This window comes from Veillonella parvula, assembly GCF_018366295.1.
GTDB lineage: Bacteria > Bacillota > Negativicutes > Veillonellales > Veillonellaceae > Veillonella > Veillonella parvula_P.
Genome location: NZ_JAGZIJ010000001.1, coordinates 312,034 through 323,918 on the forward strand (window position 1 = coordinate 312,034; position 11,885 = coordinate 323,918).

Sequence of the window (11,885 nt, forward strand, 5' to 3'; positions counted from 1 at the left end):
CTAAATGATAGCAAGATATTCCTACTAAAATATACAGGAATTAAAAGAATATCAAGTATTACATATATTGATAGGTTTTTATTAATATTAATTCTCATCCTATTCGATTCTCAATATTAAATTATAGATTTGAAAAATCAAGAGTTCCAAATAAATCATCATATGTTTCAGCACGACGAATTTGTGTAACAGAGCCATCTTTATGTAGCAATAACTCTGCAGAACGTAATTTACCATTATAATTGAAACCCATAGAATGTCCATGTGCACCAGCATCGTGAATGATGACACGATCTCCAATATCAATTTTTGGCAGCTCTCGTTGAATAGCAAATTTATCATTATTTTCACATAAGGAGCCTGTTACATCATATACATGATCCTTGGGAGCATTTTCTTTCCCCATTACGGTAATATGATGATAAGAGCCATACAACGCCGGACGCATAAGATTTGCCATACAAGCATCTAAACCGATGTAATGACGATAAATATCTTTTTTATGAATAGCAGTAGAAACAAGGTAACCAAATGGACCTGTTACCATACGCCCACATTCATAAGCCAATGCTACATCATTAAGTCCATTAGCTACTAAAATCCGATTATACGCTTCTTCTACACCCTTGCTTAATACGCGGAAGTCTACTGGTGTTTGTTCTGGTTTATAAGCTACACCTACACCTCCACCTAAATCAATAAATTCAATAGTGATACCAAGTTCTTTTTTAATATCTACAGCAAGATTAAAGCAAAGCTCTGCTGTACCAACTAAACCGTCAATATCAAGTTCGTTAGAAACAACCATTGTATGAATACCAAAGTGTTTTACACCTTTAGCTTGTAATTGTTTATACGCTTCAAATATTTGTTCGCGTGTCATACCATATTTAGCTTCTTCAGGAAGACCAATAATTGTATTGCCCCCTTCCTTTAAAGAACCCGGATTATAACGCACGCAGAATGTATCTGGCAAAGAGCCATGATTTTTTTCTAAATATTCGATATGTGTAATATCATCAAGATTGATGATTGCACCCATTTCAAGTGCCTTTTTATACTCCACATACGGTGTGTCATTAGATGTGAACATAATATCATGGCCCGTAATACCCACTTTTTCACATAAAAGTAGTTCCGCTAAGGAAGAACAGTCTGCGCCAACCCCAAGCTTTTGTAACAAACGCATGATATACGGATTTGGAGTTGCTTTAACTGCAAAATATTGCTTAAATCCCTTATTCCAAGAGAATGCATTGATGAAAGATTTCATATTCTCAATAATTCCTTCTTCATCATAAATATGGAATGGAGTTGGATACTGAGCAATAATATTTTCTAATTGTTCTGACGTGAATGGAACTGTTTTTTTGTTCATGATAACCTTTCTACATAAATAAAAGACTCATCAGCCGATGAGTCTTTTATTCTAATTTCCTAATTATTTAAATAAAGCTTTATCTAAACTAAAGCGACCAGCACCAGCAAAGAATAACATAAGTGCACCAAAGCCTAATTGAGATGGGTAGTCCCAGCTAAAGAAACTACCATTCAAACTCACAATAGTCGCAGTTGCTAAAGTACCTACAACTAGAATAGCACCAATACGTGTAAATAATCCTACTGCAATGAGAATACCACCAATCATTTCTGCAAGTGCTGCCATAGTGCCTAGCATCTCATAACCACCGGATACGCCTAAAGGTGCTAACATAGTCCCTACTTTGTAGAGCCCTTCAGCTCCGCTAAGCCATTTTAAATAACCATGATAAAACATGGAAATGCCCAATGCAAGGCGATAAATCAATAAGCCAAAGTTTACATAATTAGGTTTACTTTTAAAAATAAAGTTCAACATAGTGATCCTTCTTTCAATTCAAATATAACAAATCGAATAAATTCGATACATTAATTATACTATTAGAGAATAACTATGTCAATAAGACTCACTATTAAATTCTATAGAATTATATCATACATTGTATACAAAATCAATTTTATCGATGTAATCAACATAATCTAGTCACTTTAAATCTGGTCAGCTTGAATATAATAATATCTTATTTAAAATATTACACCCTTACAATAGATTAATTTATCAGTAAAAAATAATCCTAATGAATATGAAAAATGTAATTCACAATTCATTAGGATTATTATATTTCTTATAAAATTAATTCTAAGCAGCTGATTACATCATACCGCCCATACCACCCATTGGAGGCATTGCAGGAACTGCTGCATTTTCATCTACCTTATCAGCTACGATTGTTTCAGTAGTTAATACAAGAGATGCGATAGATGCGGCATTTTGAAGAGCAGAACGAGTAACTTTTGCAGGGTCAACAATACCAGCTTTAACCATATCGATGTATTCTTCAGTCAAGGCATTAAAACCTACACCAGCTTCAGTATTTTTAACTTTTTCTACTACTACAGAACCTTCGAGACCTGCGTTGTATGCGATTTGACGAAGTGGTTCTTCTACAGCGCGTTTTACAAGGTTAATACCAGTTTGAACGTCACCAGTAGCTTCCAATGTATTCAATGCAGGGATGATATCGATAAATGTAGTACCACCACCAGCTACAATACCTTCTTCAACAGCTGCACGAGTTGCATTCAATGCATCTTCAATGCGAAGTTTCTTATCTTTCAGTTCAACTTCTGTAGCAGCACCTACTTCGATAACTGCAACACCACCGGACAATTTAGCTAGACGTTCTTGTAATTTTTCACGGTCGAAATCAGAAGATGTTTCTTCAACTTGTGCACGGATTTGGTTAACGCGTTTAGCAATTACATCTTTATCACCTGCGCCATCGATGATTGTAGTTTCATCTTTAGTGATGCGAACTTGACGAGCTGTACCAAGATCTTCAAGCTCTACAGAATCAAGCTTACGACCCATATCTTCAGTAATAACAGTACCGCCTGTTAAGATAGCGATATCTTCAAGCATAGCTTTACGACGATCACCAAAGCCAGGAGCTTTAACGGCTACAGCTTTGAATGTACCACGCAAACGGTTTACTACTAATGTAGCCAATGCTTCCCCTTCTACCTCTTCAGCGATAATAAGAAGTTCTTTGCCTACTTTTACTACTTTTTCAAGTGTTGGCAACATGTCTGCGATGGCACTGATTTTACGATCAGTGATCAAGATATATGGGTTATCCATAACGGCTTCCATACGATCAGGGTCAGTTACCATATAAGGGGAAATGTAACCACGATCAAATTGCATACCTTCTACTACATTTAATGCAGTTTGCAAACCTTTGGATTCTTCAACAGTAATAACACCGTCATTACCAACCTTTTCCATAGCTTCAGCAATTAAACCACCGATTTCTTCATCAGCAGCGGATACGCTTGCAACTTGAGCAATTTCAGCTTTACCAGAAACTTTGATAGAGCGTTTTTTAATTTCTTCAACCAAAGTTTTTACTGCTGTTTCAATGCCTTTTTTCAAAATCATTGGGTTTGCACCGGCTGCTACATTGCGCATACCTTCTTGAATCATAGCTTGCGCCAATACTGTTGCGGTAGTAGTACCATCACCTGCTACGTCGTTAGTTTTAGTAGCAACTTCTTTTACTAATTGAGCCCCCATGTTTTCAAATGGATCTGGAAGTTCAATATCGCGAGCAATGGTTACACCATCATTTGTAATTGTTGGGGAACCAAATTTTTTATCCAACACAACATTACGACCTTTTGGACCTAATGTAACTTTTACAGCATTTGCTAATTGATCGACGCCACGGCCTAAAGCGCGACGAGCTTCTTCATTAAACAAGATTTCTTTTGCCATATGTATTACCTCCTAAATAGTAACACTATCCAATGTAACGAAATATATGTGCCCTTAAGCAATATAAAATGTATCATCAGTTTTTATAGTCATATAGACTATAAATCAGCGATTATAATACTGCTAAAATATCGCGTTCGCTAATAATCAAATGAATAGCGCCATCGATTTCTAATTCGCTACCAGCATATTTTGCAAACATAACAGTGTCGCCAACTTTAACTTCTGGAGCTACACGTTGACCATTGTCATATACTTTACCAGCACCTACAGCTACAACTACACCTTCTTGAGGCTTTTCTTTAGCTGTATCAGGAAGGAAAATACCACTTTTAGTTTTTTCTTCTTTTGCTTCTAGACGGATAAGAACGCGGTCAGCTAATGGTTTTAACATATAATGTCACTCCTTTTTACTAGTTAATCTCCATAATTTATTAGCACTCTAACTCATTGAGTGCTAATCACAAGTATTATTATAACCGAAGTTAAAATAATTGCAAGTACTAATTTTGATTTTTTGACTTTTTAGATATTATTTGACTTATTAGACTGTTTAATGATGAGATTACATGTTTCTATAATAGATATTTGTTTATTCATACTTAAAGTGCGGATCCGATTATACGCTTCCACTTCAGATATAGAATATAGTTCCATTAATATACCAGTTCCCTTTTGAATGATTTTACGATCTTCTAATGACTGTTCTAGCTCAGCCATCTTTTCTCGCAACTGAGCATCACTTTTATAGCGACCTAAAGCCATCTCTAAGGTAGGAACTAACTGTTCCTCCCGTACTGGTTTAATTAAATAGCCATATACACCAGAATCTCGAGCCTTATCGATTAAATCTTGCTGGCTATAACTTGTTAATAATACTACAGGTGCTTCATGGTGAAAGCCAATTTGACGTGCCGCCTCAATACCATCTAATTCTGGCATCTTAACATCCATCAATATAATATCTGGCTTATGTTTTTTACAAAGTGCTAAAGCTTCAACACCATTTGTACCTTCTGCAACGACTTCATGACCACAAGACTCAATAATATCTCGTAAATCCATACGTATTAGGGATTCATCATCCACGATTAAAACGCGCATTTATGCCTCCTTTTTCATATATATCGTCACCAATACACCTGTTCCAGTATTTTCTATGGATAAACTTCCTTTTAATTCATGAGTAACTAAATTATTAATAATTGTTAAACCTAACCGTTTATTAGAAGAAACAGAGAAATCACTAGGCAATCCTTTTCCGTTATCTGTAAAAGCCAGTTTAATTGTACTACCTGCATCAGTAACTGCTAGATGAACATTTCCACGATTCCCGTCTAACCCATGTTCTAAGCTATTCGTAATCAATTCATTAATTATAAGAGATACATAACTCGCCATATGAGAAGAAATTAGCATATCTTCACCACTGTAAGTAAAAGTAACCTCTTGGTCTTGTCGCACCATACTCATACGCAACAAACGACATAATTCATCATAAATTGATCGTATACCAATATAATCCTCATCGTAATGAGACACTATATCGTGAACTAGAGCCATGCTCTCAATGCGATTAATCCCCTCTTGGAGTGCTTGCTTTACATCTGGCAAGCTAGAGCGTCTCGCCTCCATACGCAATAACCCTGCTACAGTTTGTAAGTTATTTTTTACACGATGATGAACCTCTTTGATAATGGAATTTTTAACCAATAATTCTTGTTGCTGTTTACTTTCACGAGTACAATCATGAAGAACTAAAAAGCACCTCGTTTCATTGCGCCCCATAGCAATAGGAATCATGTGCTGACGAATTACCATATCTTGATAGATTTCTTCATTTGTACGTATACTTCTATCTAATAATACCTGCTGTATAGCGGACATCTTTAAGGTACTGCTAAAAATTGATGAACCTACCAAGCGACGATCAAAGCCTAATACATCTACTAACTTCATAGCTGCATCGTTAGCATACAGTATTTTATAAGTGTCGTCGAAAATAATTAAACCATCAAAATAGGACATGGGTTCGTAAGACAATATTTGTTCATCAGTAGCCGTCAGCATAAGACGTTGCATCGTATCAGACAAAAAATATTCTTGCTCATATTGTTCTGCCTTAATAGATGGTGATAATGTAAAAGATATACCCCCAATAATACGACCTCCGTTGTCTACGATAGGAAAGACATATTGACGCTGTTTGTCATCTAACCCGATAAGTGGTTGACCATCTTTCATCATAGCATGCCACGTATGACTGCCTTTTAATTGACATGTAGTAATCCCTTGATCACTGCGTTCTATGCATAGCATATCTGCACATTGTTGTGATTTCTCACCTTGTCCTGTCTCTAGTAGGGGTGTAAAAATCTGTATCCTTTGACGAGTTAAAGACTCGCCAAAGGATATGAGTTTACTAATATGCTCAAGTAATGAGGTTTGTAATGGTCCTAATGGTGTTCTATTTAAAATATCTTGACCAATATCCACGATTAATCCTCTTTCCAAGATACGTATCCAATTTCAACACTGGGCTTTGCATTCAATGTTAAATCGCAAAATTTTCCGGCCTGCGCCATATAATAAGCTCGGCATCCAATCATGGCCGCATTGTCAGTAGACAAAATTTTATGTGGTTTGTAATAAGTAAAGCCTTCTTCTACACACATAGCTTCTAAAGCCTTTTGTAATCCTTTATTAGCTGATACACCGCCAGCAATAGTAATACGACTTTCACCTAAAGTATGTGCGGCATCTTTCGTCTTTTCTACTAACACATCTACGATGGCCTTCTGGAATGATGCGGCCACATCAGCTTGATTAATAGGCTCATTCTTTTGTTGCTTACTATTTAAATAGTTTAAAACTGCGGATTTCAAACCACTAAAGCTAAATTCAAAATTACCTGGTTCACTTAAAGCCTTTGGAAATTCAATAGCCTCTGGATTCCCTTCAACGGCAAGGGCATCGATATGAGGGCCCCCTGGATAAGGGAATCCCATAACCCGTGCAATCTTATCAAAAGCCTCGCCAGCTGCGTCATCTCGTGTTTGACCAAGAACATCAAATTCTTCATATCCTTTTACATGTACTAACATGGTATGACCACCAGATACAACGAGACTTAAAAACGGAGGCTCCAGTTCTGGATTAGCTAAAAAGTTAGCAAAAATATGACCTTCCATATGGTGCACTGGCACCAAGGGAATCCCTGTAGCAAAGGATAACCCTTTTGCAGCAGCTACACCAACTAATAAAGCCCCTACAAGACCTGGCCCATACGTAACACCAATATGATTGATATCTTGTAAAGTCACATTTGCATCACGTAATGCTTGGTCTATTACGGGTATCACTTGTTCTATATGATGACGTGATGCAATTTCAGGTACAACGCCACCAAATTTTCTATGTATTGGCACTTGGCTTGAAATAACATTAGACAAAACAGTGCGCCCGTCCTTAAGGACAGAAGCAGAGGTTTCGTCACAGCTACTTTCCAAGGCTAATGTGTATATACTCATTCTATTTCCTCTGAAACGAGAGACATAATATAAGCATCTTCCATAGGCTCTGAATAATAATCTTTACGAATTCCTTTTACAGAAAATCCTAAATTTCTATACATAGCCAATGCTGCAAGATTAGATATGCGCACCTCTAAGAAAATTTCTTTCATACCTCTCATAAGACATTCATCTATTAATTGTTTTGTAAGTTTTGATCCGTATCCCTTACCTCGTGCGGAAGGAATAATGGCGATATTCGTAATTTGACCTTCATCGTATACAAGCCAAGCACCTGCATATCCAACAATTTTGTTCTCCTCACAAATTACCATATATAATTTATTTGATGCCCCTTCTAACTCAACGAGAACAGATTCTAAACTCCAAGGAACAGAAAAAGACTGTTGTTCAATAGTATAGATAGCTTGAGCATCATCTATTGTAGCCAAACGAATCTCCATTATTCGACTCCTGCTGCCTCAGTAACTACAACTGTAGGATTTTGTTTCAACATTTCAGGATTATTTTTATGGCGTTCTTCCCATAACACTTCTGCTTCTGATCGTCGAATATAATAAGGAACCATATCCATAGGGTCAGAACTCTCTTCAGAGCCTACCAATCTACGGCCAGCTAGTAATAGAGAACTAGCTTTTGGAATACGTTGCGATATATCTAAAATCGTTAAATTTGTATCACTTTCATCTAGTAGCTTCTCTATTCGCTTAACGCCATCCCCAAGGAACACTACATATTCTTCAGAGGCTCGGAGTCGATCTAATAAATCATTAGCAGCAATGACAAAAGGCTCCTCTTTGCAGACCAATTCATTACCATCATATTTGTAGATACCTGCATAGACATGTTTTTTCTGAGCATCGATAACGGTACAAATCGTGCGGTCCGTATAAGCTACATTACGAGCTAAACTGTCCATGGTCATTACGCCATATAAAGGAATTTGTAAGGCATAAGCCATAGCTTTAGCTGTCCCCATACCAATACGTAAGCCTGTAAAAGAACCAGGTCCAATGCTAACCATAATACCTTTTAATTCACTTTTTTCAACTTGAGAAGCTCGTAATAGCATATCAATATGAGGTACCAACTGCTCAGAATGAGTCAATCCAGCTTGAATGGTCAATTCCCCAATTAGGCAACTTTCATCTATTAAAGCCACACTCGACACGAGAGAGCTCGTCTCAATTCCCAACCACATATGGGCCTCCTATTTCTACTAAATCACCCGTTGTAAGGTAATCACTAGTTAATGTAATGGAACGGCTTGTATCATCAATACGTGTTAAATGAATCCATAGCGTTTCATCAGGCAATTCATGAGGGAATTTATCTGCCCATTCTACAATGGATACGCAGTCTTCTGTATATTCATAAAATCCAATATTTTCCAGTTCACTAATATCTTCCAAGCGATATACGTCAAAATGATATAAATGAGTTCGATTCACATCATAGGTATTCATTATGGCAAAGGTAGGACTTGTAATTTCTTCAGTAACCCCAAAGCCCTTTGCAATGCCTTGCGACAAATGTGTTTTTCCTGTCCCCAAGTCACCAACTAGTGCTATACAAAGAGGATGCCCATTATGTTTAACCCATTCGCCTAATAATTGGCCAAATTGTTGTGTGTCTTCTACTGTATGAGTCTTTAAATGAACCTGTACCTTATCCTTCATGAAAATGATTATATCCTTTCGCTTCTATGGTCTTAATCGTTTTATCAAGTGTTACCATTTGAACCCGAGGAGGGCCAGATAAAACTTCCCCAATCAACGTAATGCCTGCTAGCTTTTCCAATTCCGAAAGTAGTGATTTTGGCGCTGTAAAGACTAACTGAAAGTCTTCTCCACCATACAAAGCATAATCTACTGGATTAGTTTGTAAATGCTTAGCTAATGCGTAAGTCTCCTCGTGTAAAGGGATTGCTTGTTCTTCAAATACAATGGAAACATTACTAGCTACAGCGATTTCATTCAATTCACTACCTAGTCCATCGCTAATATCATTCATACTATGAATACCAAGTCGTCGCAATTTTTGCCCCAATTCAATCTGTGGTTCAGGACGTTGATGCCCCACTTTGGTCATATCATAGCCTACTAAATTATAAGATAATGCTCCTAAACCTGTAGCTGCATAACCTACATAGTTTGTAACACCTACAACATCTCCTACTTTCGCACCACTTCGCATAACCGCAGTGCCTTTAGGAACCTCTCCGATAATTGTTACAGTCCAAACCATGGGGCCTTCCGTACGTACCGTATCTCCACCCAATATATTGAGTTGATATCTCATACATTGATCTTTAATTCCCCTATAAATTTCATCAAGAATGACTGTATTAACATGGTCTGGTGCGGCTACAGATAATACAATTTGTCTAGGAATGCCACCCATAGCCGCAACATCACTTAAATTAGCCGTCATAAGGCGATACCCTACATCATAGGGCATCATATAGTGAAAGCTAAAATGAACACCTTCCACCATTGTGTCAGTGCTTATCAATTGCTCTGTATTTTGATCTGCTTTATAAATAGCACAATCATCACCAATACCGTACACTACAGTATTAGGATTATAAATCGTGTTATCTTGAATTTGACGAATGAAATTAAATTCCCCTACATCTTTTAATTGCATCTGATCACCTAATTTCCGATTATTACTTATTGTATTGTAACATATATAAAAGACAACAAAAATAGCAGATAGTTGATATATCAACTATCTGCTATAAATGTCCTTAAAAGAATTATTTTTTAATTAGATTCGTCATTCTCTTAACAGGTTCTTTAGTATCAAAGGAACCTACAGTTGGCACCTTTTTACCATTATTGACGAATAGAACACCATTAATATTATCAAAGGATGTCAATGTATTTACAATAGCAGCCATTTGTAACTTAACAGTTAAGTCTCCGCCATTACCCTTTACGAATGCATCATTTACTTCAACAGAAGCAATACCATCTTTTACAGTAACAGATGTAATTTCAATATCCTTAGAGAAGACTGGATATTTTTGTGCTCTATCAACATTTAACATCGCTAAAAGAGCTGCTTTAGGCGTAACTTTATTCGCCTCTATCTCAACGGTAGTTTGTTTTACCCCAGAACCATCCTCCGTAGGAACAAAGAAGGCCATCTTAACCTTTTCTTGAGATACTTTACTTGTTTCTGCATCCTTATTGACTTTCGTCTCTTGCGTAGGTTCACTTTTACCTGTTGTAGGAGCTTGTTCATGTGTACAACCCACTACAAATGCCAGCATACCTACACAGAGAATCGATAGAACTTGTTTACGTAATTTCATCGATTAACCTCCAAAGTAATTAGCAATACCATTTGCAATGCGGTTAGCAAAGTCTTCTTGAGTTTGAGGAGATTGTAGCACACGTTCCTCATTAGGGTTAGAGATAAAACCAAGCTCTACAAGAATTGCAGGCATATTAGAATGTCTCAACACGTATAAGTTACCCTCTTGAATGCCACGATCACCATTGAAACCAGGTGTGTTAGCAATTTGAGATTGTACCTTTTGTGCTAATCGAGCATCGTTACCAGTTTTGCTATAGTAATATGTTGCAATACCACCAACGCTAGGATTATTAAATGCGTTGATATGAACGCTCACAAGAACATCAGAATTACTACGGTTAGCCACGTTAACACGAGCCCCCAATTCATCAACACCGCTTGCATTAGGGCCATATACATCTACATCGGTAGTACGAGTCATAAGCACTTTAGCACCACGATTTTCTAAAGATTTTTTCAAATACATGGAAATCGGTAGTGTAATGTTTTTCTCTTGTACACCGTGAGGTCCAATAGCACCAGAATCACTACCACCATGTCCTGGGTCAATAGTAATTGTTTTGCCAGATAAACCACCGCTAGTAGAGTATTTGCCAGATCCTGTAGGTACATTTTTTGCTGGATGCGCAGATTGAGATGGCTTTTTACCATAGTAAGCAGGCTTAGCTACAGCACCTTTTTTCTGAACATCAACAACGATACGATACGGTTTCTTATTAACCGTATCCTTTTTCAAGGAAAAAACCTTTACATCACTAGTATCAATAGATGAAGGTGTCTTGATTGTTACTTTAACGTCTCTGCCATCTTGTGAAAGTTTAGCAGAGCTAGCAATAGCTGAGTCCATAGAAATGTTCTCTTTAGCCGTCTTTAGCTTTGTATTCTTTAAAGTAACAGTCGTAGTTTTCCCATCTTTGCTAATTGATGCAGATGCCTTTATAGGTGCCGATAAGTCCATAACAATACGAACATATGGTACAGGTGCATCTGTTCTAGTCACCCATCGAGCATCTTCCAAATTAGCTGCCTTTGCTTGAGTCAATAATAAAGGTATCGCCATCAAGACTGCAAGGCACATTAAAAATAGTTTACGCAATACATTCACTCCAATCTAACTGACATACATAGTGTCCAAACCATAGAGATGAGTCGATGATATTTTTATCTATCAAAATCTCATCGTTCCAATCTATCCATAAACTAATGTT

Annotated in this window: 13 protein-coding genes; all 13 read right to left on the reverse strand. The window is 37.0% G+C overall.

The genetic code is table 11. The features are described 5' to 3' along the window. Nucleotides 1-121: 121 nt before the first annotated feature. The 13 genes from KHY58_RS01515 to KHY58_RS01575 all read right to left on the reverse strand — a co-directional run bounded on the left by KHY58_RS01515 (nt 122) and on the right by KHY58_RS01575 (nt 11,773). On the reverse strand, nt 122-1,378 hold the full coding sequence (locus KHY58_RS01515) for a diaminopimelate decarboxylase family protein (protein WP_004696038.1): 1,257 nt from the start codon (nt 1,376-1,378) through the stop codon (nt 122-124). A 63-nt stretch (nt 1,379-1,441) separates the two neighbouring features. Next, a complete protein-coding gene (locus KHY58_RS01520) occupies nt 1,442-1,858 on the reverse strand; it encodes a DoxX family protein (protein ID WP_004696040.1) in 417 nt (138 codons plus the stop codon). Nucleotides 1,859-2,191: 333 nt separating this feature from the next. After that, nucleotides 2,192-3,817, reverse strand: a complete 1,626-nt coding sequence (gene groL / locus KHY58_RS01525) for a chaperonin GroEL (RefSeq protein ID WP_278471632.1) — start codon at nt 3,815-3,817, stop codon at nt 2,192-2,194. A gap of 112 nt (nt 3,818-3,929) precedes the next feature. Then, nucleotides 3,930-4,211, reverse strand: coding sequence for a co-chaperone GroES (gene groES / locus KHY58_RS01530; RefSeq protein ID WP_118091279.1), 282 nt, complete (start codon nt 4,209-4,211; stop codon nt 3,930-3,932). Between the two features lie 131 nt (nt 4,212-4,342). Next, nucleotides 4,343-4,921 carry an ANTAR domain-containing response regulator gene (locus tag KHY58_RS01535; protein ID WP_004696048.1) on the reverse strand — a complete coding sequence of 193 codons (579 nt, stop codon included), beginning with the start codon at nt 4,919-4,921 and terminating at the stop codon, nt 4,343-4,345. Next, nucleotides 4,922-6,313 carry a sensor histidine kinase gene (locus KHY58_RS01540; protein WP_118091280.1) on the reverse strand — a complete coding sequence of 464 codons (1,392 nt, stop codon included), beginning with the start codon at nt 6,311-6,313 and terminating at the stop codon, nt 4,922-4,924. It lies immediately after the preceding gene. A 2-nt stretch (nt 6,314-6,315) separates the two neighbouring features. Then, complete coding sequence (gene tsaD, locus KHY58_RS01545; RefSeq protein WP_118091281.1) at nt 6,316-7,347, reverse strand: tRNA (adenosine(37)-N6)-threonylcarbamoyltransferase complex transferase subunit TsaD; 1,032 nt, start codon at nt 7,345-7,347, stop codon at nt 6,316-6,318. Further along, the gene (gene rimI / locus KHY58_RS01550; protein ID WP_278471635.1) at nt 7,344-7,793 is read right to left on the reverse strand and encodes a ribosomal protein S18-alanine N-acetyltransferase; all 450 of its coding nucleotides are present in this window, start codon (nt 7,791-7,793) and stop codon (nt 7,344-7,346) included. The genes tsaD and rimI overlap by 4 nt, the downstream gene beginning before the upstream one ends. Next, nucleotides 7,793-8,551, reverse strand: a complete 759-nt coding sequence (gene tsaB / locus KHY58_RS01555; RefSeq protein WP_105086741.1) for a tRNA (adenosine(37)-N6)-threonylcarbamoyltransferase complex dimerization subunit type 1 TsaB — start codon at nt 8,549-8,551, stop codon at nt 7,793-7,795. The genes rimI and tsaB overlap by 1 nt, the downstream gene beginning before the upstream one ends. Then, nucleotides 8,535-9,029: a tRNA (adenosine(37)-N6)-threonylcarbamoyltransferase complex ATPase subunit type 1 TsaE gene (tsaE, locus tag KHY58_RS01560; RefSeq protein WP_195395084.1), complete on the reverse strand. Its 495-nt coding sequence runs from the start codon at nt 9,027-9,029 to the stop codon at nt 8,535-8,537. Before tsaE ends, tsaB begins: the two co-directional genes overlap by 17 nt. Further along, nucleotides 9,019-9,999, reverse strand: coding sequence for a thiamine-phosphate kinase (thiL, locus tag KHY58_RS01565; protein ID WP_278471637.1), 981 nt, complete (start codon nt 9,997-9,999; stop codon nt 9,019-9,021). Before thiL ends, tsaE begins: the two co-directional genes overlap by 11 nt. Nucleotides 10,000-10,111: 112 nt before the next feature. Then, complete coding sequence (locus KHY58_RS01570) at nt 10,112-10,672, reverse strand: GerMN domain-containing protein (RefSeq protein WP_105086743.1); 561 nt, start codon at nt 10,670-10,672, stop codon at nt 10,112-10,114. 3 nt (nt 10,673-10,675) lie between these two features. Continuing rightward, entirely contained in the window at nt 10,676-11,773 is a 1,098-nt protein-coding gene (locus KHY58_RS01575; RefSeq protein WP_278471640.1) for an N-acetylmuramoyl-L-alanine amidase family protein, read from the reverse strand. Nucleotides 11,774-11,885 lie beyond the last annotated feature (112 nt).

Coding starts and splice junctions, on each gene's coding strand:
- KHY58_RS01515 (WP_004696038.1), bottom strand. CDS start 1,378: ATGAACAAAAAAACAGTTCCATTCACGTCAGAACAATTAGAAAATATT.
- KHY58_RS01520 (WP_004696040.1), bottom strand. CDS start 1,858: ATGTTGAACTTTATTTTTAAAAGTAAACCTAATTATGTAAACTTTGGC.
- groL (WP_278471632.1), bottom strand. CDS start 3,817: ATGGCAAAAGAAATCTTGTTTAATGAAGAAGCTCGTCGCGCTTTAGGC.
- groES (WP_118091279.1), bottom strand. CDS start 4,211: ATGTTAAAACCATTAGCTGACCGCGTTCTTATCCGTCTAGAAGCAAAA.
- KHY58_RS01535 (WP_004696048.1), bottom strand. CDS start 4,921: ATGCGCGTTTTAATCGTGGATGATGAATCCCTAATACGTATGGATTTA.
- tsaD (WP_118091281.1), bottom strand. CDS start 7,347: ATGAGTATATACACATTAGCCTTGGAAAGTAGCTGTGACGAAACCTCT.
- rimI (WP_278471635.1), bottom strand. CDS start 7,793: ATGGAGATTCGTTTGGCTACAATAGATGATGCTCAAGCTATCTATACT.
- tsaB (WP_105086741.1), bottom strand. CDS start 8,551: ATGTGGTTGGGAATTGAGACGAGCTCTCTCGTGTCGAGTGTGGCTTTA.
- tsaE (WP_195395084.1), bottom strand. CDS start 9,029: ATGAAGGATAAGGTACAGGTTCATTTAAAGACTCATACAGTAGAAGAC.
- thiL (WP_278471637.1), bottom strand. CDS start 9,999: ATGCAATTAAAAGATGTAGGGGAATTTAATTTCATTCGTCAAATTCAA.
- KHY58_RS01570 (WP_105086743.1), bottom strand. CDS start 10,672: ATGAAATTACGTAAACAAGTTCTATCGATTCTCTGTGTAGGTATGCTG.